Raw genomic sequence first — 23,042 nt, 5'->3', positions numbered from 1 at the left:
TGCGGGTCTTCCGGGTCGCGGGGGCTCGTCACCGGGGTTCGTCGGCCCCCAGCGCCTGCTCGACCGACTCGAACACGCTGAACACCTCGCCCAGGCCGGTGGCGGCCAGCGGGCGGGTCACGGCGCGCGCGACGGCGACGACGCGGAACGCCGCGCCCCTGCGCTTGCCCTGCTGCGCCGCCTCGACCAGGACCGCCAGGCCGGCGGAACCCAGGAAGCTCACCCGGGACAGGTCGAGCACCAGCGCGGTGCTGGTGTCGAGGTGCCGCAGCACCTCCGCGCGCAGCTGCGGCGCGGTGAGCATGTCGATCTCCCCGCTCACGCCGACCACGGTGGCACCGCCGCCGGCCGGCCGGACGGTGAGCCCGACCTGCCCGGCGCGCGGGCTGCTGGACGCGGCGGACTCGGCTCCGCTCGTCGCCACGACGTTCGGGTCCTGAACCGTCACGAGGGTCTCCTTCTTCACCTGGAACAGCTGGGTGGGAGCCCGGGGGCGCTCCGCGCGCAGGGCGGAAGAGCAGCGTGACGCTCACGTCAGCGGGCCGGACTCCCCGGCGCGGCTGTTGGCTCAACCGCTGCGCCACCACCGTACGGAGCCCGCACGGACACCACAAGCGCGCAGGCAGCGGCTTATCGGCACCAGTGTAGTGCGCATTCCGGTGTGCGGTGGGTGACGGACGGTGAACGGTTTGGCGGTGGACCCGCCGGCTACACCTCGGGGGAAGGGTTCAGCGCAACTCGGCGACCCGAACCGCCCGGTGGGCGAGACACCACCGGAACCGGCTGCCGGTCGCGCCGCCGTCGCGCAGAATCCCGGTGACGGGGATAACACCGCGAGAGTCGCGGACGACAACCCCGGTGGAGGGAATTCACATGAGCACCAGCACGGAAACCGAGTCCGAGCCCGCCAAGCAGAGGGCGGCGCGCGCCGGTTCGCACGGCGCGGGACCGCTGCCCACCGCCCCGTGCAGCGTGGTCTGGAGCAAGGGCCACGCCTACGTGCTCGAAGGTTTCCGGGCCCGCTGGGTGGGCGTCGACGACCGCGGCCGCCCCCAGGCGCTCAGCGGCGACGAGCTCCAGCGCCGCGGCTGGACCCGCACCCGCCACCGCTGACGGCGGTCCCCCGCCGCCCCGCGGCCGGGCGGTCACCCGCCCGCCCCGCGGCCGGGCGGTCACCCGCCCGCCCCGTGACCGGGCGGTCAGCCGGGGGAGTGACGTCCGCGCACGTTCGTCGGCACCGGGGTCCGCGCCGGCACTAGAGTCCACGCCGTGCCGCGTGACCCCGCCGACCGGCTGCTGACCATCCCCAACGCGCTCAGCGTGCTGCGGCTGCTCGGCGTGCCCCTCTTCCTCTACCTCCTGCTCGGCCCCCGCGCCGACGGCTGGGCGGTCGTCGTCCTCGTCGCCGCGGGCCTGTCGGACTGGCTCGACGGCAAGATCGCGCGCTGGCTGGACCAGACCAGCAGGCTCGGCACGCTCCTCGACCCCGCCGCCGACCGCCTCTACATCCTCGCCACGCTCGTCGCGTTCGTCGTCCGCGACATCGTGCCGTGGTGGCTCGTCGTGCTCCTGGTGGGCCGCGAGGTCGTCGTCGGCGCCTGCCTGCCCGTGCTGCGCGCCCGCGGCTACGGGCCGTTCGACGTCAACTACCTGGGCAAGGCGGCCACGTTCAACCTGCTCTACGCGTTCCCCGTGCTGCTGCTCGCCCAGGGCACGTCCACGGCCGCCCGGATCGCCCTGCCCATCGCCATCGCGTTCATGGCGTGGGGCGGCGCCCTGTACCTGTGGTCGGGGGCCCTGTACGTCTACCAGTTCACCCTCGCGCTGCGCCGACGGCCGGGGGTCGCGCCGGTCTGAACGCGACGTGGGAAGATCCGGCACCGAAGATCCACCGTCTTGAAGGAGCGCGCCGCGGTGATTCCCGAGGAGCTCAAGTACACCGAGGAACATGAGTGGGTGCTGCGCACCGGTGACGACACCGTGCGCGTCGGCATCACCGACTACGCCCAGGAGCAGCTCGGCGACGTCGTGTTCGTGCAGCTCCCCGAGCTCGGCGAACAGGTCGGCGCGGGCCAGACCCTCGGCGAGGTCGAGTCGACCAAGAGCGTGTCGGACATCTACGCGCCGCTGGCCGGCGAGGTCATCACGCGCAACGACTCCCTGGACCAGCAGCCCGACCTGGTGAACTCCGACCCGTACGGCGAGGGGTGGATGGTGGAGCTCCGCCTGGAGGACCCGGCGGCGGTCGACGACCTGCTCGACGCGTCCGCCTACCAGGAGCTGGCGGCATCGGAGTGACGTCGATCTTCCGGCGGCTCTTCGGTCGGTGGGGGAGCCGCTCCTCAGACACGGGTTCGGGCACGGTAGGTTCTAACGAACTCGACGCTTCCAGCAGCAGGAGGAGAGCTCAGGTGAGCACGAACGACGGGCCAGGCGTTCCGCCGGAGCAGTCCCCGGAGCGGACCTCCGTTTTCCGGGCCGACTTCCTCGCCGAGGTCGAGGGCGCCGAAGCGCCCGCCCAGGAGCCGGCCGTCGCCGGCGTCGACGCGCTGCCCGCCGGGTCCGCCCTGCTGGTGGTCAAGCGCGGCCCGAACGCGGGTTCCAGGTTCCTGCTGGACCGCGACACGACGAGCGCCGGTCGGCACCCCGACAGCGACATCTTCCTCGACGACGTGACGGTGTCCCGCCGGCACGCCGAGTTCCGCCGCGAGGGCGGCGAGTTCGTGGTGATCGACGTGGGCAGCCTCAACGGCACCTACGTCAACCGCGAGCCCGTCGACCAGGCCGTCCTGGCCAACGGCGACGAGGTGCAGATCGGCAAGTTCCGCCTGGTGTTCCTGACCGGTCCGGGCGCCGGGGGCCAGGGGGCCTGACGATGGGGGTCCGGTGACGGCCGGGCGGCCACGCGGGGGGTTGGGCATCGGAGCCGTGCTGGCGCTGCTCCGAGCCGACTTCCCCGACGTCACCATCTCCAAGATCCGCTTCCTGGAGGCGGAGGGGTTGGTCCGCCCGGCGCGCACCGCCTCGGGGTACCGGCAGTTCGGTTCGGCCGACGTCGAGCGGCTGCGGTACGTCCTGACCGCCCAGCGCGACCGCTACCTGCCGCTGAAGGTGATCAGGGAGCAGTTGGACGCCGCCGACGCCGCCGCCGCGAACGGGGGCCCGCACCGCGGTGCCGCGGCCCCCGACCACCGGTTCACCCGCGACGAGCTGCTCGCGCGCACCGGCGTCGCCCCCGACGTGCTGGCCGACCTGGAGCAGCACGGCCTGGTCACGCCGACCGCCGGCGGCCACTACGACGCCGACGCGGCGCAGATCGCCTCGACCGTGCGCGCCCTGGCCGACCACGGCCTGGACGCGCGCCGGCTGCGCCCGTTCCGGAGCGCGGCGGACGTCGTCGTGACCGCCGCGCAGCAGGGCCGTGCCGACGAAGTCACCGCGCTTTCGGTAACGCTGCACACACTCCTCGTGAAGACCGGATTGCGGGACGTCGCAGGTGGCCGTGTTTCGTCGAGGTGAACGCGTGTCCGCATCGTGATGCGAAGCGGTCGGGCCGTTGCGCACGGAGCCCGCTTGGCGGGTAGCGTCGAATCCGTACGTGGGGCATTCTCGTTGGTAGCGGGGACGCCAGAATTTCAGCGCGCTGAGGGAGGCGAGACCCGATGAGCGAGATGCGCGTCGTCGGTGTGCGGGTGGAACTGCCCGCCAACCAGCCGATCCTGTTGCTGCGCGAAACCGAGGGTGAGCGGTACCTGCCGATCTGGATCGGATCGGTCGAGGCCACGGCGATCGCGCTGGAGCAGCAGGGTGTCCGGCCTGCCCGGCCGTTGACGCACGACCTGCTCAAGGACGTCATCGGCGCCCTCGGTCGGCAGCTCGAACAGGTTCGGATCACCGACCTCCAGGAAGGCACCTACTTCGCCGAGCTGGTGTTCGACGGTGACGTGCGCGTCTCCGCCCGGCCCAGCGACTCGGTGGCGCTCGCGCTGCGGATCGGCGTGCCGATCCACGCGGAGGAGTCCGTGCTCGCGGAGGCCGGGTTGATCATCCCGGACGAGCAGGAGGACGAGGTCGAGAAGTTCCGGGAGTTCCTGGACTCGATCTCGCCCGAGGACTTCCGGGGCGCGGACACCTAGGTCGACCCGTCGCGCGGGCCGCTCCGGCGGTTCTGGCGCGCGGAGCGGTGGAGCTGCCGGACGGCCGCGGTGACGTCCGGTTTCGCGTTTCCGGGGCGTTCTCCCGGTGCCGCGGGCGGCGCGGTCGCCGTGCCGGTGGCGTGACCGGTCGAATGCCCGTCGCCGGTGGGCGGGGGAACGCGGTCGCGGTGCCGTGGGAATCGTCGAACAACCGCTCGGAACGCTTCGCAGGGGTCCCCGCCGAGGGGACCCCTGCTTTGATTTTGCCGGCTGTCACCGACGCCGCGCGATGACCGATCCGCTGCCTGTGGACAACTGCTTCGCCGGTGTCGGGCACGGCTTGGTGGTGCCCGGTTCGGCGGTGGTGGCCGGTTCGGCGGTGGCGCCTGGTTCGGCGGTGGTGGCCGTGACCGCGTTGGCCGCAGCCGTGGTGGTGCTCATCCGGTCTTGGTGCTGTCCGGGGCGCCCGCACCGAGCCGCACCGCGCCGCGCCGCCGGCACGGCACCGGGTTCCGCGCTCACCGCCGCCCCCGCGACCGGCTGTCCGCGTTTACCCCACCGGTGACACCTGCGAGGGGCCGCGCCGCCGGCCCCGCGCCGGGACGGGCCCCTCGCAGGCGTGTGCGGTGAGTTGTGGATCAACCCTCCGTGCCACCCCCTGGTGTCACACCTTCGGATTACACAACGTCAGCGTTCTTCAGCTAAACGATCACTAAACGTCACCCAAATGGCTTACGACGAGGGTATCTCTCAACCTCAACCTCAGCTTGAGACAAGACACGCTCAGCGCGTCGCGTTGACCTGCCCCCTAGGCGGTCTTACCGTCGAGCTCAGGTGAATTGCCACGGTGTGATTCGGGCACCGGGGCGGCTTCACGTTGGTCGCCGGTCGTCGTGACCGGACCGAGGGGAGGCAGGCGTGGTCGAGGAAGCGCCCATCCGGGCGGGAACCGGAGAACAGGGTGAACTGTTCCCGGACTCCTCGCTGCCGGACGAACTCGTCGGGTACCGCGGCCCCGCCGCGTGCCAGATCGCGGGAATCACCTACCGCCAGCTCGACTACTGGGCACGCACGGAGCTGGTCAACCCGACCATAAGGAGTGCGCACGGCTCCGGCAGCCAGCGGCTCTACTCGTTCAAGGACATCCTCGTCCTGAAGGTCGTCAAAAGGCTCCTGGACACCGGCGTCTCGCTCCAGAACATCCGGGTCGCGGTCGACCACCTGCGCCGCCGCGGCGTGCAGGACCTGGCCCGGATCACGTTGTTCAGCGACGGCACCACGGTCTACGAGTGCACCTCGCCCGAGGAGGTCGTCGACCTGCTCCAGGGCGGTCAGGGCGTGTTCGGCATCGCGGTCAGCGGCGCCATGCGGGAGATCAGCGGCACGATCCACGAGTTCCCCGCCGAACGGGCCGACGGCGCCGAGGTCGTGGGGCCGTCCGACGACGAGCTGTCCCGCCGCCGCCGCACCCGCGCCATCGGCTGAGCCCCCCCGCGCACCCGGACCGCCGACCGCGGGCGACCGGCGGTCGACAACCGACGACGACTCGGCCCGCGGCGGGCCCACGGGTAGCGGTGCGCGGGTACCCACCTCCGCGGCGGGCAAACCGGTGAGATCCACGTCGCGCCGGCGGTACCGGCGGCACCCCCGCCGGGTACGATTCGCGAGCAGTCGCTTTATCCCGTGCGGGAGAGTCCGAGCCAGTCTCGGCGCCGAAGGAGCAAATCCTCCCCGGAACCTCTCAGGCGCAAGGACCGCGCGGGTGAGACGCCTCTGGAAAGCGGGTCGGGCAACCGACCCCGCCGACGGTGCAAGCCCGGTCGAGCAGTCCGGGTGAAGCTCTCAGGCGCCCGGCGCCGGGCAGAAGACAGAGGGGGAGGGCAACGGCCGGAGTGTGCCCGTAGCCCTGGAGGCGCCTTTATGACGCAGGACCGCATCCCCCTCGCCGCTCTCGAGCACGGCACCCCGTTCGCCGACCGGCACGTGGGCCCGCGGCCCGCCGAGCTGGCCCGCATCCTCGACGTCATCGGCGTCGGCTCCCTGGAGGAACTGGCGCAGCGCGCCGTGCCCGACTCGATCCGCGAGCGCGACCTGGTGCTGGACCTGCCCGCGCCCGCCACCGAGACCGAGGCGCTGGCCGAGCTGCGCGCGCTGGCCTCCCGCAACCGGCCGATGACGCAGATGATCGGCCTCGGCTACTACGGCACGACCACCCCGCCGGTGATCCGCCGCAACGTGCTGGAGAGCCCCGCCTGGTACACCGCGTACACGCCGTACCAGCCCGAGATCTCCCAGGGCCGCCTCGAAGCCCTCCTCAACTTCCAGACGGTGGTCGGCGACCTCACCGGCCTGCCGCTGGCCAACGCGTCCATGCTGGACGAGTCCACCGCCGCCGCCGAGGGCATGACGCTCGTGCGCCGGGCGGGCAGGTCCAAGTCCGCCAGGTTCGTCGTGGACGCCGACACGCTGCCGCAGACCCTCGCCGTCATCGAGACCCGCGCCGAGCCGCTGGGCATCGAGGTCGTCGTCGCCGACCTGTCGCAGGGCCTGGAGGGCCTCGGCCTGGGCGGCGACTTCTTCGGCGTGCTGCTGTCCTACCCCGGCGCGTCCGGCGTGGTCCGCGACCACGAGGCCCTGATCGCCGAGGTGCACAAGGCGGGCGCGCAGGCCGTCGTCGCCGCCGACCTGCTGGCGCTGACGCTGCTGCGCCCGCCCGGCGAGATCGGCGCGGACGTCGTCGTCGGCACCACCCAGCGCTTCGGCGTGCCCGTCGGGTTCGGCGGGCCGCACGCCGGCTACATGGCCGTCCGGCAGGGCCTGGAGCGGCAGCTGCCCGGCCGGCTCGTCGGCGTGTCCGTCGACGCGGACGGCTCGCTCGCCTACCGCCTCGCGCTCCAGACCCGCGAGCAGCACATCCGCCGCGAGAAGGCCACCAGCAACATCTGCACCGCGCAGGTCCTGCTGGCCGTCATGGCCTCCATGTACGCCGTCTACCACGGCCCCGAGGGCCTGAAGGCCATCGCGACCCGCGCGCACCGGATGGCCACGGTGCTCGCCGCCGGGCTGTGCGAGGCGGGCGTCGAGGTCGTGCACGGCGAGTTCTTCGACACCGTCCGGGCGCGCGTGGAGGGCCGGGCGGCCGAGGTCGTCGCCGCCGCCCGCGAGCTGGGCGTCAACCTGTGGCGGGTCGACGAGGACGTCGTGTCGATCGCGTGCGACGAGACCACCACCCGCGAGCACCTGCACCTGGTGTGGCGGGCGTTCGGCGTGACCGTCCCCGACGTGGACGCCCTGGACGCCGACACCGCCGACGGCATCCCCGCCGACCTGCGCCGCACCACCGACTACCTGACCCACCCGGTGTTCCACTCGCACCGCTCGGAGACCGCGCTGCTGCGCTACCTGCGGTCGCTGTCGGACAAGGACGTCGCGCTCGACCGCAGCATGATCCCGCTCGGGTCGTGCACGATGAAGCTCAACGCCACGGCCGAGATGGAACCCGTCACCTGGCCCGAGTTCGCCGAGCTGCACCCGTTCGCGCCCGTCGAGGACGCCGCCGGCCTGCTCTCCATCGTCTCCGACCTGGAGCGGTGGCTGGCCGAGGTCACCGGGTACGACGCGGTGTCGCTCCAGCCGAACGCGGGCAGCCAGGGCGAGTTCGCGGGCCTGCTCGCGATCCGCGCCTACCACCGCGCGAACGGGAACGCGCACCGCGACGTGTGCCTCATCCCGTCCAGCGCGCACGGCACCAACGCCGCGTCCGCCGTCATGGCCGGGATGCGCGTCGTGGTCGTGAAGTGCGACGAGCGCGGCAACGTGGACCTCGACCACCTGAGGTCGACGGTCGAGGCGCACCGCGACGACCTCGCCGCCATCATGATCACCTACCCGTCGACGCACGGCGTGTACGAGGACACCGTGCGCGAGGTGTGCGGGCTGGTGCACGACGCGGGCGGCCAGGTGTACGTCGACGGCGCGAACCTCAACGCGCTCATCGGCCTCGCCCAGTACGGCAAGTTCGGGTCGGACGTGTCGCACCTGAACCTGCACAAGACGTTCTGCATCCCGCACGGCGGCGGCGGTCCCGGCGTCGGCCCGATCGGCGTGCGCTCGCACCTCGCGCCGTTCCTGCCGAACCACCCGCTCCAGCCCACCGCGGGCCCGGCGACCGGCGTGGGGCCGATCAGCGGCGCCCCGTGGGGCTCGGCGTCGATCCTGCCCATCTCGTGGGCCTACGTGCGGATGATGGGCGGCGACGGCCTGCGCCGCGCGACCCTGACCGCCGTGGCCGCCGCGAACTACGTGGCGCGTCGCCTGGACGAGCACTTCCCGGTGCTCTACACCGGCGAGGGCGGCTTCGTGGCCCACGAGTGCATCCTCGACCTGCGGCCCATCACGAAGGCGACCGGCGTGACCGTGGACGACGTGGCCAAGCGCCTCGCCGACTACGGCCTGCACGCGCCGACCATGTCGTTCCCGGTCGCCGGCACCCTCATGGTCGAGCCGACCGAGAGCGAGGACCTGGCCGAGATCGACCGGTTCATCGACGCCATGATCGCGATCAGGCACGAGATCGACCGCGTCGGCTCGGGCGAGTGGCCGGTCGACGACAACCCGCTGCGCAACGCGCCCCACACCGCCGCCTCCATCGCCGCGGAGTGGGACCACCCGTACAGCCGGGAGACCGCCGTGTTCCCCGCGGGCAGCGCCGCGCCGAAGACCTGGCCCCCGGTGCGCCGCATCGACGGCGCCAAGGGCGACCGCAACCTGGTCTGCTCCTGCCCGCCGGTCTCCGCCTACGGCGGCTGACCCGGGTCCCTTCTCCGGGTGGGGGGATCGGACCGAACCCCCGATCCCCCCACCCGCCCCCTGCCGGCGCCTTTCCCCCCTGCCGGCACTTACCGTTCTACCGCCTCGCGCGTTGTCCGGCTTCGGGCGGCGCCGACGCACGACAAACGCCGGACAACGGCCGTCGGGTCGGGTCGCGCGGGCCGCGCGGCCGGAAGACGATGACGGACCCATGGCGTCTTGCTACGGTTTCACGTGCGAGGAAGTCCTCGCACGTGAAGGAGCACGATGACGGGTCCGACCGGTGACGAGCCGGTCGAGGCGCTGGCAGCGCCCGCCACCCCGACCACCGACCCGGAGCGCCCGCGATGACCCCCGACACCCTGACCTGGCCGGCCGCCGTGCTCGCCCTCGGCGTGCTGTCCCTCGCCCTGGTCCTCGTGCTGTTCCTGCTCAACAGCCTCATCGAGGTGCGCAAGGCGAAGATCGGCGCGGACCGGGCCGACGACCTGCGCCGGCTCGTGCACCGCTACGAGCAACTGGCCGAGGGCACCCTCGACGCGCAGCAGCGCGCCGCGGCGGACCTCGCCGACCTGCGCGCCCGCACCGCGTCCGTCGAGAACACCGCCGGAACCGCGGAGTGACCGCGGAGGCCGTCGTGCGGGACAGGTCCGGTGCGCGCGGTCGGGTGGCGGGCGGGTGCTCGACGGTCAGGTGGTGGACAGGAGCTGGCCCAGGGCGGCGTCGACGGTGCGGCCGTCCTCCACCACCGACAGGGTGCCGCCGGTCGAACGGGCCAGTTCGCCCAGCGGGCCGCGCTCGGGGTCCGGGCCGATCGCGATGACGCTCACCGACACGTCCTTGCCCGGCTGCTTCGCGGCGGCCAGCCGGCCGGTCAGCTCGTCGAACGACAGCCCGCCGTCGTTCGCGCCGTCCGTGATGACCACGATCCGGTTGAGCTTGCCCGCCTCGTGGTCGCGCACCCGCTGCTCGTAGAGCGCCAGCAGGCTCGTGTACAGCTGCGTCGCGCTCTGCGGCCGCAAGCGGGCCACGCCGTCCAGCAGCGCCTGCCGCTGACCGGCGACCGCGCCGGTGGGCACCAGCTCCCGGTACGGCTTGTCGCCGTCGAGCCCGGCGGAGAACTCCCACAGCCCGAGCGACCCCGACACCGACCGGGTGACCTGCCCGGACAGCGCCTGCCTGACCCAGTCCACCCGGCTGCGGCCGTCGCCGCCGGGTTCCTCCATCGACTTGGACGTGTCCACCAGCACGGTGACGACCTGGCCGTCGTCGGCGGTCGCCCACGCGGCCGAGATCTGCTGGGTGGTGCCGGCGTCGGCGGGGGTGAGCGCCTCGGTGACCGCCGCCCACCGCACGCCCGGCGACGGCTTGGGCCGCTCGGTCGTGGACCCCACCCGCAGGCCGGCCCGCGCCAGGGTGGCCTGCTGCGCGTCCTCGTGCAGGAACTCGCGGAACGCCTGCGCCGCGCGCACCTGCGCCTCGCCGACCCAGTCGCCCGCCAGCGGCACGAACGGGAAGTCCGCCACCGGCGTCGGACCGCCCGCGGCCACCCCGTACAGCGGCTTCAACGGCGCCGCGCCGTTGTCCTTGCCCGTGTTGTGCCGGTACAGGTCCACCTCGAACACCGGCACCGCGCTGTACCCGACCGCGTTCACGGCCTGCTCGTCGGCCAGCAGGTTCAGCGCCTCCCACGTGCCCGCGGGCGTCTCGGCGGGCGTGGACGAGGCCAACCGGCTCATCGTCGACCTCACCGGGTCCAGCGCCAGCATCTCCGTGGTGACCGGGCCCTTGCCGTCCGGGCTCGCGCCCGCCAGCGCCGACTGCACCGCCATCGCGGTGGCCGCGTTGGTCGCCGGGTCGGGCATGGCCACCGAGAACCGGCCCCACTCGGGCTTGCCGAACCGGCCCCAGCCGTCGGCGGCGCCGGCCAGGTCGGGCAGGTCGGTCCACCGGAACGCGGGACCGGACTGGAGCGCCTGCGCGGCGTCCTCGTGCAGCGCCAGCAGCACCGGGCTCGTCGCGATCGACTCGGGCGCGGCGCCGAGCAGCGCGGCGTCCTGCGCGCCCAGGCGGTCGGCCCACAGCGTCGAGTCGGTGACCCACGCGTGCGGGCGCTCGCCCAGCTCCGCCGCGTCCCAGCCCTGGGTGAGGCCCTCCAGCACGACCTCGGAGTCGATCGACTGCACCTCGGTGCGGATGCAGTGGTCGTAGACGACGGGCCGCTGGGCGCTCCACGCCTCGGCGACCTGCTTGACCGCCTCGGCGACGTTCGGCGTGGCGGCGACCCGCAGCAGCGCCTCGCCCTCGTTGCAGTCGCCCGCCTGGGCCGCGGCGCGGCGCTCCACGACACCGCCGACCCAGGTGTAGCCGAGCCACCCGAGCACCACCAGGGCCACCAGGCCGACGATCGCGACCGGCCACGTGGCTATGCCGCGCCGAACCTTGGTCCGCAGCGCGCGGTGTCGAGACATCGTCATCCCTCTCAGCATCCGACCACAGCTGGCGAATCCCGACCGGCGTCACGCTAACAGGTGATATCCCCGGCGCGGGTGAAGTGACGGCCCGTCATCTGCCGGTGACGGGCTCGGGCAGCGGGGCACCGGTCGGCGCGGCGACCAGCACGTCCGTCAGCCCGATCAGCGCCGCCCTGAGCGGCGCCGCCTCCTCCGCGAACGCCGCCTGCCGCCGCGCGTACTCGGCGCGGCCCTCGGCCGTCTCGATCGCCACCGGCTCGTAGCCCAGCCCCGACAGGTCGTACGGGCTGGCCCGCATGTCCAGCTCGCGCACCCGCGCGGCCAGCGCGAAGCAGTCCGCGACCAGCTCCGACGGGGTCGCCGGGTCGAGCTTGTAGGCCCACTTGAACAGGTCCATGTTCGCGTGCAGGCAGCCCGGCTGCTCCAGCTCCGGCTGGGACTCGCGGGTCGGCTGGAGCGCGTTGAGGGGCCGCGCGGCGGGCGTGAAGAAGCGGAACGCGTCGAAGTGGCCGCACTGCACGCGCTGCGACTCCACCACCCGGTCGGTGCCCTCGCCGCCCAGGCGCAGCGGCCACGCGTTGTGCCGCACCTCGTCGGGCCGCTGCCGGTACACCATCGCCCACTCGTGCAAGCCGAAGCAGCCCAGCCGGGGCGCGCGGGACGCCGTCGCGGTCAGCAGGCGGCGGGCGAAGGCGATCGTGGCCGCCCGCTCCCGCGCGAACGCCGCCACGTCCAGCTCCACGCCGTCACCGGTCTCCCGGTACACCGGCCACCGCAGGTAGGCGCGCGCCGCGCCGCCCTCCAGGACCACGCCGGGACCGGGGTGCCAGCGCTCCAGCCGGGACGGGCGGTGCGAGTAGTACGACCAGAGGAAGTCGAGGACCGGGTGCTTGCGCCCCTCGGCCCGGCGCTCGTGGTGCGGGACCGTCCAGCGCCGGACGCGGGCCGCGTGCGCGTCGCGGCGCGCGGTCCACTCGGCCTCGGACAGGACTTCCCCCACCCCTCCAGGGTACTTGCCCCGTCAGGGTGCCCGGCCCTGGACCAGCGCCAGGCCGAGGCCGGTGCGCAGCGAGACGACCTCGCGGCCCTCCCGGCGGCTCACCGCGAGACCCGCCGCCCGCAGCACCCCCAGGTGCTGCGACACCGCGCCCGCCGTCACGCCCAGCCGGGCCGCCAGCTCGGTGACCGTCAGGGGGCTCTCCAGCTCGCACAGCAGCCGCGCCCGGGTCGCGCCGAGCAGCCTGCCCAGCGCGTCGCGCGCCGGCGCGGCCCGCTCCCACAGCGAGCCGAAGCCGTGCGCCGGGTAGCACAGCGCCAGCCGCACCGGGCTGTCCCGCAGGTAGGCGTGCGGCCAGGTGAACGCCGACGGCACCAGCACCAGGTCGCGCTCGCCGATCGCCACCGCGCTGCCGTGGACGGTGAGCACCGGGTTGCGGAACGACACCTCCGGGTGGAGCTCGGCCAGCACGGTCGGGCCGCCCGCCTCGACCAGCCGCCTGCCGCGCCGCTCCACGTCACCCTGGAGCACGCCCTCCAGCCGCGGCCACACCGGCGCGATGATCGCGTCGTGCACCTCCCGCACCCGGCGCTGCACGGCGGGCAGCGCACCCGGTTCGAGCACCCTCGGGTCGTCGGCCACGGCCGCCGCGATCCGCTCCGGCGTGGCCCTGGCGAGCGCGTCGACCTCCACGTCGATGCCCACCGAGCGCACGCCCGGAGTGGGGATCAGGAACTCCGGCACGACCGGCCGGGTCACCAGGGAGCGGAGCAGCGAGGGGTCCTCGCCGAGCCGCGCCAGCTCCCCGCCCGCCCACTCCGACCAGCGCCGGTGCACCGGGAACGCGCCGGGCGCGGCCAGCACGCGCAGCGCGGCGACCGTCTCCCACAGGGGGGAGACGGCGAAGCGGAGGGCCATGGGTTCACTCCACGCTAAAACGTCGGTCCGCGCCAGTGTGCGTTGGCAGGGTGGGCCCCATGACCAGGGGGTGGGTGCGGCTCCAGGCCGCGGCGGTGTCCGGATCGGTGGCCGAGGGGCTGATGCTGACGGCGTTGCCGCTCGTCGCGGTGACCATCACGACCGACCCGCGGGAGGTGTCGCTCGTCAACGTCGTGGGCCAGTCGCCGTGGCTGCTGTTCTCGCTGTTCGCGGGGGTGCTGATCGACCGGGTGCGGCGCAGCTCGGTGCTCGCGGCGGCGTACGCGGTGCAGGCGTGCGCGGCGCTCGTGCTCGCGGTGGCGGGCCTGGCGGGGTGGTTGGGCCTGCCGCTGCTGCTGGCCGTGGCGTTCGTGGTGACCTCCGCGCAGGTGCTGGGCGACGGCGCGTCCGGCGCGCTCGTGCCCGAGGTCGTGCCCGCCGGCCGGCTGGCGGCGGCCAACACCCGGCTGATCCTCATCGACCGGGGCGTGGTGCAGTTCGTCGTGCCGCCCGCCGCCGGCCTGCTCGTCGGGGTGGCGCTGGGCGCGCCCGCGTGGGTCGCCCTCGCGGCGGCGCTCGTCGCGCTGGCCGTGGTCGTGCTCGGGCTGCGGTCCGCGCCGGCGACGCCGTCCGGGCACCACCCGGTGCGGGACATCGCCGAGGGGCTGCGGTACCTCGTCCGCACGCGGCTGCTGCTGGCGATCACCGTGTCCGTGGCGCTCGGGTCGTTCGCGGCGAGCGCGGAGACGTCGATGTTCGTGCTGTACGCCTACCAGGTGCTGGACGTCGGCGCGGTCGGCTACGGCGTGCTGCTGACGTGCACCGCCGTCGGGTGGGTGGCGTCGTCGTTCGTGGTGAGCCGGGTGGTCGACCGGCTGGGGTACGCGTGGTCGATGCGGCTCGCGCAGCTCGGCATGGTGGTGTCCACCGCGCTGATCGCGCTGCTGCCGCCGTGGGCGTGGGCGATCGGCGTCGTGCTGTTCGGGCAGTCGGCGGTCGTGATGGTGTGGAACGTGTGCTCCCAGTCGAGCCGCCAGCACTTCACCCCGCCCGGCCTGCTGGGGCGCGTCCTGACCAGCCACCGGGCGCTGGCGTGGGGCCTGACCCCGCTGGGCGCGCTGGCCGGCGGCCTGGTCGCGTCGGGCTCCGGGCTGCGCGCCGTGTGGCTGATGGGGGCGGTCGTGCAGGTCGCCGCCCTGGTCACGGCGTGGCTCGGCCTCTCACCGCGCGCGTTCCGCGAGGCGGAGCGGGTGGCGGCGGCGCGGCGGGCGGAGCCGGTCGGCACCACCGGGGGGTGAGGCCGCCGGCGGGGACGGGGCGGCTCAGACCGGGGGCACGAGGCCGGGGAACTTGCGGGCGCCGTTGCAGTGCGGGCACTCCCGGCCGTTGTCCACGGTGCGCGGGGCGCCGCCGATGACGGCCGTCGTCGGGTTGGCGATGAAGCCGGCGCCGCCGCAGAGGTGGCAGATGGTGCGCGCGTCCGAGGTGACGCCGAACAGGTCGTCCTCGTCCTCTTCGTCCTCTTCGTCGAACTCGTCCGACTCCTCCGGCTCGAAGTCGTCCTCTTCCTCGTCATGCGGCTCCACGCGTCCACCGTAGTGGGGCCGCGCCGGGCGCACCGGGTCCACCCCGGCCCGCCGGGCGGGTGTGAGCGGATGTTGACCGGTGTGTGAGGACCCCTGCGGTAGGCATGAGACCCAAGCCGACTAGGGGGAACGAGAAGTGGACAGGGTGAACGCAGCACTGCACCGCCGGCGGCCCGCGGGCCTGGTCGAGGGGCGCATCCTCACCACACCGGTGGGTCTCGCGTTCCCGCGGGACGTCACGTTCGAGTCGTGGGAGCAGGCCGGGCAGCGGATCTCCCGGATCGCCAGCTCGTCCGCGTGGTACCTGGGGGACTGGCTCGTCTTCGGGCAGGACAAGTACACCGACCGCTACCGCAGGGCGGTGGAGGCGGTCGGCCTCGACTACCAGACGCTGCGCAACTACGCGTGGATCGCGCGCAAGTTCGACGCGTCCCGGCGACGGCCCGGCCTGCCGTTCCAGCACCACGCCGAGGTGGCCGCGCTGCCGCCCGCCGAGCAGGACCGCTGGCTGGACCGCGCGGAGCGCGAGCAGTGGTCGCGCACCGCGCTGCGCCGGGCGCTGCGGGAGGCGCGCGACCCGAGCGGCCGGACCTACCGGGCCGTGATGCCGCGGGTGACGGCGGCCAGTGACGCGGTGGACCGGTGGCGGCGGGCCGCGGTGGCCGCGAACGCCGACTTCGAGGCGTGGATCGTGGCCGCGCTGGACCGCGCCGCCGCCCGGGAGCTGGAGCTGACGAGCGTCCCCGACCTGGGTGCGCCGGACCTGGGCGGACCGGACCTCGACTCGTCGGACCGCGCTGCTTCGGACCGCGCCGCCCTGGACCGTGCCGCCCTGGATCGGGCGGCTTCCGACCGGCCTGCCCTGGACCGGGGGGTTTCCGACCGGCCCGCCCTGGAGCGGGCCGTCCTGGACCGGGCCGTCCTGAACCGGGTGGCTCCGGAGCGGGCCGTGCCGGAGCAGGCCGTTGCGGAGCGGGCCATCGCGGAGCGGGCCGTGCCGGAGCAGGTCGTCGCGGAGGGTGCCGTCCTGGTCAGGGGGCTGCCGGCGGTGCGGCCGGCGTCGTGACGCGGTGACCCGCGCGGCGGGCGAGGGGGAACCCGCGCCCGCCGCGCGGGTCAGACCTCGCGCCGCACGTGGGTGCCGTCGCGGACCGTGCCGACGTACTCCTCGACCAGGTCCTCCAGCGCGACCACGCCGCTCGCCGCGCCGTCGGCCGACACGGCCTGGGCCAGGTGGCTCTGCGCCCGCCGCAGCACGGCGACCGCCTCGTCCAGCCGGGCGTCCACCCGCACCCGCGGCAGGCCGCGCACGCGACCGGCGGGCACCCGCGTCGCCGGGTCGGCGTCCGACAGGTCCAGCACGTCCTTGACGTGCAGGTACCCGATCAGCCGGCCGTCGGAGGCCACCGGGAACCGGGAGAAGCCGGTGGCCGACACCGCGGCCTCCAGCTCGCCGATGGTCGGCCGCGCCGACACCGACGTGACCCGGTCCAGCGGCACCAGCACGTCGGCGACGGTCCGCTCCGCCGAGGACAGCGCCTGCGCCAGCCGCCGGTGCTCGGAGTCCTCCAGCAGGCCCTCCTGGCGCGACTGCCCGATCAGCAGGGCCAGCTCGTCGCGCGTGTACGCGGACTCCAGCTCGTCCTTCGGGGTCACGCCGACCAGCTTGAGGACCGCCGTCGACACCACGGTGAACCCGCGCAGCAGCGGCGCCACCATCCGGCAGAACCAGTAGTGCGCGGGCACCAGCAGCAGCGCGGTCCGCTCGGGGCCCGCGATGGCCAGGTTCTTCGGCACCATCTCGCCCAGCACCGTGTGCAGGGCGACCACGATGATCAGCGCCAGCGCGAACGCCACGCCGTGCCGCACCGCGTCGGGCACGCCCAGGCCGTGGAACGGTCCCTCCAGCAGGGCCGCCACGGCGGGCTCGCCCAGGGCGCCCAGGCCCAGCGAGCACAGCGTGATGCCGAGCTGCGCGCCCGCGATGAGCAGCGGCAGCTCCCGGCCCGCCTTGATGACCGTGCGGGCGCGGGTGCTGCCGGCCTCGGCCAGCGGCTCCAGCCGGTCGCGGCGGGCGGTGATGATGGCGAACTCGGCGCCGACGAAGAACGCGTTGCCCGCGAGCAGGGCGAACAGGGCGAGGATGCTCACCGCGTCACCCCCGACCGGTGCCGGTCCGGTCGCCCGGGCACGATGCGGTCGGCCGACGCCTGCTCGACCGTCGCCTGCTCGGGCACGGCGTGGTCGGACCCGGCGCGGTCGGACCCGGCGCGGTCGGACCCGGCGTCCGCGTCCTGAGCCGGGTCGGGGTGGGCGGGGTCGGACCTGGTCACGCGCAGCTCGGCGACCCGGTGCCGGTCCATCTCCACCACGGTGATGCGCCAGTCGTCCACCCGGATCTCCTCGCCGGCGACCGGGATGCGGCCCAGGCGCGCCAGCACCAGGCCCGCGACGGTCTCGTAGTCGCCCTCCGGCATCCGGAACCCGGTGGCCTCGGCGACCTCGTCGTCGCGCAGCAGGCCGGACAGGAGCCAGCTGTCCGGGCCCAGGGCCCGCACCGGCGAGGTCTCGCGGCGGTCGTGCTCGTCGCGCACGTCGCCGACGATCTCCTCGACCAGGTCCTCCAGCGTGACCATGCCCGCCGTGCCGCCGTACTCGTCGACGACCAGCGCCGTCTGCAGGCCCGAGGCCCGCAGCCGGTCCAGCAGGGCGTCGCCCTCCAGCGTGGCGGGCACCGTCTGCACCGGCCTGGTCAGCGCGGACAGCGGCGTCGTGGCCCGCTGCGCGCGGGGCACCCCGAACACCTGCTTGACGTGCACCATGCCGCGCACCTCGTCCAGGTCGCCGTTGTGCACCGGGAACCGGGAGAACCCGGTCTCGCGCGCCTTGGCGACCAGGTCGAGCACGGTGGCGTCGGCGCGCAGCGACTCCACCCGCACGCGCGGGGTCATCAGCTCCTCCGCCGTGCGGTCGCCGAACCGCAGCGAGCGGTCCAGCAGGGTCGCGGTGCCCTCGTCGATCGTGCCGTGCTCGGCGCTGGAGCGGACCAGCGCGCCCAGCTCCTGCGGGGAGCGCGCGGAGGCCAGCTCCTCGGCCGGCTCCACGCCGAGGCGTCTGACCAGCCAGTTCGCCGAGCCGTTGAGCGCGGTGATCAGCCAGCGGAACACCGCCGAGAAGCGGGCCTGCACGCCGGCGACGGCGCGCGCGGTCTCCAGGGGCTTCGCGATGGCGAGGTTCTTCGGCACCAGCTCGCCGAACACCATCGACAGGGCCGTGGCCAGGGCCAGCGCCAGGACCAGCGAGACCGGCGACGCCACCGCGGCCGGCACGCCCAGCCCGGTGAGGGCGGGCGAGATCAGCTCGGCGATGGCGGGCTCGGCGATGTACCCGGTGATCAGCGTGGTGATGGTGATGGCCAGCTGCGAGCCGGAGAGCTGGAACGACAGCGACCGGTGCGCCTTCTCCACCGTTCTCGCCTTCGCGTCGCCGACGGTGGCGACGTGGGACTCGACGGTGCTGCGCTCCAGGGCGGTCAGGGAGAACTCGGCGGCGACCGCGATGAACGTGCCGATGGTGAGCACCACCACGGCGACGAGGCCGAGAACGCTGAGCAGGATGGTCATCGGTCACCCCGACGGGTGACCGGGTGGGGCTGACAGCCGGGTATCGGACCCGGCTCGGTACTACAGCCCGGTGACTGCGCGTCGCGCACGGAAGGGATCACTCCTCGTGAGGGGTGGTCGAACGGGTGTCCAGTTTAGAGAGTAACCGCCGGTCAGCGCAGTCCGGTACCGCTCGGTGACGAAGTACTCGCCCGGAGGACCACCTCACCGGCCACGCGCACGGTCCGCGGCTGCCCCGCCACACCGTCCAGGACCAGGTGCGCGGCGCGTTCGCCCATCTCCTCCAGGGGCAGCCGCACGGTGCTCAGCGCGGGCACCAGGTCGCGCAGCGTGGGGATGTCGTCGAACCCGGCCACCGACACCTCGTCGGGCACCCGCAGGCCGCGTTCGCGCAGCGCCGCCATCGCCCCCATCGCCATCACGTCGTTCACGGCGAACACGCAGGTCGCCCCGGTGCGGGCGGCGAGCAGGTCGCCCACCGCCGCGTACCCGCCGTCCCGGGTGAACCCGCTGGTGAAGACGTGGTCGTCGGGCAGCTCCACGCCCGCGTCGGCGAGGCCCGCCCGGAACCCGGCGACCCGGTCGCGCGCGGCGAGCAGGCCGGGCGGCCCGCCGAGCACCGCGAACCGCCGGTGGCCGAGCGCGGCCAGCTCCCGGGCCAGCGCCCGCGCGCCCGACCGGTTCGCGGGCACCACGGTGTCCGCGCCGAGCTTCGCCTGCGAGACGCACGCCACCCGGCCGCCCTGCTCGGTGAACGCGGCGATCTCCTCGGCCAGGCGCGTCGAGGCCGCCCGGTCGGTGGTGCGGCTGCCCGCGATGACCACGGCCCGCGCCCGGTGCGCGCGCAGCGTGTTGACCAGCTCGACCTCGCGGTTCGGGTCGCGGCCGGTGGTGCCCAGCACCACGACCAGCCCGGCGGACTCGGCGACCCGGGTCACGCCCGCCGCGATGCTGGAGAAGTACGGGTCGGCGATGTCGTGCACGACGAGGCCGACGAGGACGCTGGAGTTGCGGGCCAGCGCCTGCGCCGAGGCGTTGGGCAGGTAGCCGAGCCCGCGGGCGGTGCCCAGCACGCGCTCGCGCAGCTCCTCGCTGACCTGCCGGGTGCTGCCGTTGAGCACCCGTGAGGCGGTCGCGAGCGACACGCCCGCGTGCTTCGCCACCTCCTGGAGCGTGACCTGCCGCGACGCCAACGCCGACCCCTTCCGCCTCCTGGTCCGGCGAGACTAGCCCGCGAGGAGGTTGACGACGCCGACGAGCCGACCGTAGCGTGTCGGTACCTGCTTGGAAAGCGCTTTCCAGCTACCTATCGGGAGTGTTGCGCATGGCTGTGCGGACGATCGGCATCGCGTTGAACGGCGTCACCGGGCGCATGGGCTACCGGCAGCACCTGGTGCGGTCGGTCCTGGCGCTGCGCGAGCGGGGCGGCGTGCGGGTCGGCGACGACGTGCTGGTGCCCGAGCCGCTGCTGGTCGGCCGCAACGCCGACAAGCTCAAGGAGATCGCGCAGCGCCACGACCTGCCGCGCTGGACGACCGACCTGGACGCCGCGCTCGGCGACCCCGACGTGGCCGTGTACTTCGACGCCCAGGTGACGTCCGCGCACGTCCCGGCGCTGTCGGCGGCCATCGCGGCGGGCAAGCACGTCTACAGCGAGAAGCCCGTCGCGGCCACCCCCGAGGAGGTCGCCGACCTGGCGCGGCTGGCGGACGCGGCGGGCGTGCGGCACGGCGTGGTCGCCGACAAGCTGTACCTGCCGGGCATCCGCAAGCTGCGCCGGCTCGTGGACGGCGGGTTCTTCGGCCGCGTGCTGTCGGTGCGCGGCGAGTTCGGCTACTGGGTGTTCGAGGGCGACTGGCAGAGCGCGCAGCGGCCGTCGTGGAACTACCGGGCCGAGGACGGCGGCGGCATCGTCGTCGACATGTTCTGCCACTGGAGCTACCTGCTGGAGGGCGTCTTCGGGCGGAAGGTGGAGGCGGTGACCGCGCGGGCCGTCACGCACGTGCCGACCCGGTGGGACGAGCGCGGCGAGGCGTACGAGGCGACCGCGGACGACGCCGCCTACGCGATCTTCGAGCTGGCCGGCGGCCTGGTGGCGCAGGTCAACTCCTCGTGGGCGACCCGCGTGCACCGCGACGAGCTGGTCGAGTTCCAGGTGGACGGCACGCTGGGCAGCGCCGTGGCCGGGCTGCGCGGGTGCGTGGCGCAGCCGCGGGCGGTCACGCCGAAGCCGGTGTGGGACCCGGACGTGCCGTCCTCGACCGACTTCCGGTCGCAGTGGCAGGAGGTGCCGGACAACGAGGTCTTCGAGAACGGCTTCCTCGTGCAGTGGGAGGAGTTCCTGCGGCACGTGGACGGCGGCGCGCCGTTCGGGCACGACTTCTGGTCGGGCGTGCGGGGCGTGCGGCTGGCCGCCCTGGGGCTGGAGTCCTCGCGCACCGGCCGCCGGGTCGAGGTGCCCGCGTGACGGCCGTGCGGCTGCCGGCGGCGGACGGGACGTTCCGCCGGCACCGGTTGGGCGACCCCCGCACGTGGGATGTCGGGCCGTTCACCTCACGCGTCGCGTTCGCCGCCGCGCACGTGGTGGCCGACCCGTTCGGCGGCAACGCGCCGGGCGCGCCCGCCCGCCTCGACTGGGACGCCACGCTGGCGCACCGCGAGCACCTGTGGGCGCACGGGTTCGGCGTGGCCGAGGCCATGGACACCGCGCAGCGCGGCGCGGGCCTGGACTGGCCCACCGCGCTGGAGCTGATCAGGCGCTCCGCGTCGATCGCCGGGGGGCGGCTGGTCGCCGGCGTGGGCACCGACCACGGCACCGCCGACCCGCTCACCGCCTACCGCGAGCAGCTGGCCGACGTCGTCGAGGCGGGCGCGCAGCCCGTCCTGATGTGCAGCCGCGCCCTCGCCGCCGCCGCGCGCGGCCCCGAGGACTACCTGAAGGTGTACTCCGCGCTGCTGGAGGAGGTCGACCGGCCGGTGGTCCTGCACTGGCTGGGCACCGCGTTCGACCCGGCGCTGGAGGGCTACTGGGGCTCGTCGGACCTCGACGAGGCCACCGGGCACTTCCTCGACCTGGTCCGCGCCCACCCGGACAAGGTGGACGGCGTCAAGGTGTCGCTGCTCGACGCCGGTCGCGAGGTGGGGCTGCGGCGTGCGCTGCCCGCCGGCGTGCGCTGCTACACCGGCGACGACTTCGACTACCCCGACCTGATCGCGGGCGACGAGGTCGGGCACAGCGACGCGCTCCTCGGCGTCTTCGACGCGATCGCGCCCGCCGCGTCCACCGCGCTGCGCCTGCTCGACGCGGGCGACGTCGCCGGGTACCACGAGGTGCTGGCGCCGACCGCCGCGCTGTCGCGGCACGTGTTCGGCGCGCCCACGTTCCACTACAAGACGGGCCTGGTGTTCCTGGCGTGGCTGCGTGGGCTCCAGGACGCCTTCGCGATGGTCGGCGGGATGCAGTCCGCGCGCGACGTCGTCCACCTCGGGGAGGTGCTGCGGCTGGCCGACCTGGCGGGGCTGCTGCCCGACCCGGAGCTGGCCGCGGCGCGGTGGGGCCGGCTGCTGGGCGTGCTGACGTGAGGCTGTCGCTGAACCAGGCCACCGTGAAGCGGGCGTCCGTGCCCGAGGTGGTGGAGGTGTGCGCGCGGCACGGCATCGGGGGCGTGGGGCTGTGGCGGGAGCCGGTGGCGGAGTTCGGGCCGGCCCGGACGGCGGCGCTGGTGCGCTCGGCGGGGCTGACCGTGTCCTCGCTGTGCCGGGGAGGGTTCTTCACCGGCCACGACCAGCGGCTGGACGACAACCGGCGGGCGATCGACGAGGCGGCGGCGCTGGGCGCGCGGTGCCTGGTGCTGGTGCCGGGCGGCGTGCCGGACCGCGACCTGGTCGCCGCGCGCGGGCGGGTGGCGTCGGCCCTGGCGGTCCTGGCCCCCTACGCGGCCTCCGCCGGGGTGCGGTTGGCCGTCGAGCCGATGCACCCGGTGTTCTGCGCCGACCGGGGCGTCGTGTCGACCCTGGCGCAGGCGGTGGAGCTGGCCGCCCCGCACCCGCCGGAGGTCGTCGGCGTGGTGGTGGACGCCCTGCACGTGTGGTGGGACCCGGCGCTGGCGGCCTCGGTGGCGTCGGCGGCCCCGCGGATCGCGTCCTACCAGGTGTGCGACTGGGTCACCCCGCTGCCCGCCGACGTGCTGCTCGGGCGCGGGCTGCCCGGTGACGGGCACATCGACCTGGTGGGCCTGACCGGGCTGGTGGCGGCGGCCGGGTACGACGGCTTCGTCGAGGTGGAGGTGTTCAACGAGGAGGTGTGGGCGCGCCCCGCGGACGCCGTGGCGGCGGACCTGGTGCGCCGGCACGCGACGGGGTGGGAGCCGGTCGTGGACGGCGGCCACGACCGGCTTCCCGTCTCCCCCTGAGGGGTGTGGCACGACCCGCCGTGCCCGCTGTCGGCTCCCCTCCGACTCGCGGGTGCGGCTGGTCGATCCCCTCGTGTTCCCCCCGTA

The 23,042-nt window shown here is 74.4% G+C and carries 23 protein-coding genes and 1 riboswitch; of the genes, 14 read left to right on the top strand and 9 right to left on the bottom strand.

Annotated elements, in window-relative coordinates:
* Nucleotides 1–28: 28 nt before the first annotated feature.
* Nucleotides 29–448: an STAS domain-containing protein gene (locus ACR807_RS24925; protein WP_438923824.1), complete on the bottom strand. Its 420-nt coding sequence runs from the start codon at nucleotides 446–448 to the stop codon at nucleotides 29–31.
* 425 nt (nucleotides 449–873) lie between these two features.
* Here ACR807_RS24925 and ACR807_RS24920 point away from each other — a divergent pair, with 425 nt between their 5' ends.
* The 6 genes from ACR807_RS24920 (at nucleotide 874) to ACR807_RS24895 (ending at nucleotide 4,136) form a co-directional block, all read left to right on the top strand.
* Complete coding sequence (locus ACR807_RS24920; RefSeq protein ID WP_438923823.1) at nucleotides 874–1,113, top strand: hypothetical protein; 240 nt, start codon at nucleotides 874–876, stop codon at nucleotides 1,111–1,113.
* Nucleotides 1,114–1,269: 156 nt separating this feature from the next.
* Nucleotides 1,270–1,857, top strand: coding sequence for a cardiolipin synthase ClsA (clsA, locus tag ACR807_RS24915; protein ID WP_438923822.1), 588 nt, complete (start codon nucleotides 1,270–1,272; stop codon nucleotides 1,855–1,857).
* 57 nt (nucleotides 1,858–1,914) lie between these two features.
* Nucleotides 1,915–2,298, top strand: a complete 384-nt coding sequence (gcvH, locus tag ACR807_RS24910; RefSeq protein ID WP_438923821.1) for a glycine cleavage system protein GcvH — start codon at nucleotides 1,915–1,917, stop codon at nucleotides 2,296–2,298.
* Between the two features lie 113 nt (nucleotides 2,299–2,411).
* Entirely contained in the window at nucleotides 2,412–2,873 is a 462-nt protein-coding gene (gene garA, locus ACR807_RS24905; RefSeq protein WP_033427969.1) for a glycogen accumulation regulator GarA, read from the top strand.
* 40 nt (nucleotides 2,874–2,913) lie between these two features.
* Complete coding sequence (gene ftsR / locus ACR807_RS24900) at nucleotides 2,914–3,519, top strand: transcriptional regulator FtsR (protein WP_438923820.1); 606 nt, start codon at nucleotides 2,914–2,916, stop codon at nucleotides 3,517–3,519.
* A 143-nt stretch (nucleotides 3,520–3,662) separates the two neighbouring features.
* On the top strand, nucleotides 3,663–4,136 hold the full coding sequence (locus tag ACR807_RS24895; protein WP_184667478.1) for a bifunctional nuclease family protein: 474 nt from the start codon (nucleotides 3,663–3,665) through the stop codon (nucleotides 4,134–4,136).
* 273 nt (nucleotides 4,137–4,409) lie between these two features.
* On the opposite strand, the gene ACR807_RS24890 is transcribed toward ACR807_RS24895, so the two are convergent.
* Nucleotides 4,410–4,577, bottom strand: a complete 168-nt coding sequence (locus ACR807_RS24890) for a hypothetical protein (RefSeq protein WP_438923819.1) — start codon at nucleotides 4,575–4,577, stop codon at nucleotides 4,410–4,412.
* A gap of 477 nt (nucleotides 4,578–5,054) precedes the next feature.
* Between ACR807_RS24890 and ACR807_RS24885 the strand changes: the two genes are divergently transcribed.
* The 3 genes from ACR807_RS24885 to ACR807_RS24875 all read left to right on the top strand — a co-directional run bounded on the left by ACR807_RS24885 (nucleotide 5,055) and on the right by ACR807_RS24875 (nucleotide 9,568).
* A complete protein-coding gene (locus ACR807_RS24885; protein WP_438923818.1) occupies nucleotides 5,055–5,621 on the top strand; it encodes a MerR family transcriptional regulator in 567 nt (188 codons plus the stop codon).
* Nucleotides 5,622–5,812: 191 nt separating this feature from the next.
* A riboswitch (glycine riboswitch) is annotated at nucleotides 5,813–5,903 on the top strand.
* Between the two features lie 153 nt (nucleotides 5,904–6,056).
* The gene (gcvP, locus tag ACR807_RS24880) at nucleotides 6,057–8,945 is read left to right on the top strand and encodes an aminomethyl-transferring glycine dehydrogenase (RefSeq protein WP_438923817.1); all 2,889 of its coding nucleotides are present in this window, start codon (nucleotides 6,057–6,059) and stop codon (nucleotides 8,943–8,945) included.
* Nucleotides 8,946–9,292: 347 nt separating this feature from the next.
* Nucleotides 9,293–9,568 carry a hypothetical protein gene (locus ACR807_RS24875; RefSeq protein WP_438923816.1) on the top strand — a complete coding sequence of 92 codons (276 nt, stop codon included), beginning with the start codon at nucleotides 9,293–9,295 and terminating at the stop codon, nucleotides 9,566–9,568.
* Nucleotides 9,569–9,634: 66 nt separating this feature from the next.
* Here ACR807_RS24875 and ACR807_RS24870 read toward each other — a convergent pair whose 3' ends face one another.
* From ACR807_RS24870 to ACR807_RS24860, 3 genes are all read right to left on the bottom strand, one after another.
* Nucleotides 9,635–11,422, bottom strand: coding sequence for a substrate-binding domain-containing protein (locus tag ACR807_RS24870; protein ID WP_438923815.1), 1,788 nt, complete (start codon nucleotides 11,420–11,422; stop codon nucleotides 9,635–9,637).
* An 88-nt stretch (nucleotides 11,423–11,510) separates the two neighbouring features.
* The gene (locus tag ACR807_RS24865; protein WP_438923814.1) at nucleotides 11,511–12,419 is read right to left on the bottom strand and encodes a 3-methyladenine DNA glycosylase; all 909 of its coding nucleotides are present in this window, start codon (nucleotides 12,417–12,419) and stop codon (nucleotides 11,511–11,513) included.
* 21 nt (nucleotides 12,420–12,440) lie between these two features.
* Nucleotides 12,441–13,334, bottom strand: coding sequence for an ArsR/SmtB family transcription factor (locus ACR807_RS24860; protein WP_438923813.1), 894 nt, complete (start codon nucleotides 13,332–13,334; stop codon nucleotides 12,441–12,443).
* Nucleotides 13,335–13,393: 59 nt separating this feature from the next.
* On the opposite strand from ACR807_RS24860, the gene ACR807_RS24855 reads away from it, so the two are divergent.
* Nucleotides 13,394–14,632, top strand: coding sequence for an MFS transporter (locus ACR807_RS24855; RefSeq protein ID WP_438923812.1), 1,239 nt, complete (start codon nucleotides 13,394–13,396; stop codon nucleotides 14,630–14,632).
* A gap of 24 nt (nucleotides 14,633–14,656) precedes the next feature.
* Here the strand turns inward: ACR807_RS24855 and ACR807_RS24850 are convergent, their stop codons facing one another.
* Nucleotides 14,657–14,920 (bottom strand): hypothetical protein, encoded by a 264-nt coding sequence (locus tag ACR807_RS24850; protein WP_438923811.1) that lies wholly within the window; start codon nucleotides 14,918–14,920, stop codon nucleotides 14,657–14,659.
* Between the two features lie 145 nt (nucleotides 14,921–15,065).
* Between ACR807_RS24850 and ACR807_RS24845 the strand changes: the two genes are divergently transcribed.
* Nucleotides 15,066–15,986, top strand: a complete 921-nt coding sequence (locus ACR807_RS24845; RefSeq protein ID WP_438923810.1) for an LmbU family transcriptional regulator — start codon at nucleotides 15,066–15,068, stop codon at nucleotides 15,984–15,986.
* A 50-nt stretch (nucleotides 15,987–16,036) separates the two neighbouring features.
* Here ACR807_RS24845 and ACR807_RS24840 read toward each other — a convergent pair whose 3' ends face one another.
* From ACR807_RS24840 to ACR807_RS24830, 3 genes are all read right to left on the bottom strand, one after another.
* A complete protein-coding gene (locus ACR807_RS24840; protein WP_438923809.1) occupies nucleotides 16,037–17,071 on the bottom strand; it encodes a hemolysin family protein in 1,035 nt (344 codons plus the stop codon).
* Entirely contained in the window at nucleotides 17,068–18,543 is a 1,476-nt protein-coding gene (locus ACR807_RS24835) for a hemolysin family protein (protein ID WP_438923808.1), read from the bottom strand. The genes ACR807_RS24840 and ACR807_RS24835 overlap by 4 nt, the downstream gene beginning before the upstream one ends.
* A 152-nt stretch (nucleotides 18,544–18,695) precedes the next feature.
* The gene (locus ACR807_RS24830) at nucleotides 18,696–19,736 is read right to left on the bottom strand and encodes a LacI family DNA-binding transcriptional regulator (protein ID WP_438923807.1); all 1,041 of its coding nucleotides are present in this window, start codon (nucleotides 19,734–19,736) and stop codon (nucleotides 18,696–18,698) included.
* Between the two features lie 131 nt (nucleotides 19,737–19,867).
* Here ACR807_RS24830 and ACR807_RS24825 point away from each other — a divergent pair, with 131 nt between their 5' ends.
* The 3 genes from ACR807_RS24825 to ACR807_RS24815 are packed head-to-tail and all read left to right on the top strand — an operon-like array spanning nucleotide 19,868 to nucleotide 22,955.
* On the top strand, nucleotides 19,868–21,010 hold the full coding sequence (locus tag ACR807_RS24825) for a Gfo/Idh/MocA family protein (RefSeq protein WP_438923806.1): 1,143 nt from the start codon (nucleotides 19,868–19,870) through the stop codon (nucleotides 21,008–21,010).
* Nucleotides 21,007–22,125 (top strand): dihydrodipicolinate synthase family protein, encoded by a 1,119-nt coding sequence (locus ACR807_RS24820; RefSeq protein WP_438923805.1) that lies wholly within the window; start codon nucleotides 21,007–21,009, stop codon nucleotides 22,123–22,125. The genes ACR807_RS24825 and ACR807_RS24820 overlap by 4 nt, the downstream gene beginning before the upstream one ends.
* Entirely contained in the window at nucleotides 22,122–22,955 is an 834-nt protein-coding gene (locus ACR807_RS24815) for a sugar phosphate isomerase/epimerase family protein (RefSeq protein ID WP_438923804.1), read from the top strand. The genes ACR807_RS24820 and ACR807_RS24815 overlap by 4 nt, the downstream gene beginning before the upstream one ends.
* Nucleotides 22,956–23,042 lie beyond the last annotated feature (87 nt).

Origin of the sequence: Saccharothrix sabaoui (genome assembly GCF_051756985.1) — a bacterium.
Classification (GTDB): domain Bacteria; phylum Actinomycetota; class Actinomycetes; order Mycobacteriales; family Pseudonocardiaceae; genus Actinosynnema.
The sequence above is the reverse complement of the archived record's forward strand: the minus strand, read 5'-3'. Positions and strand labels throughout refer to the sequence as shown.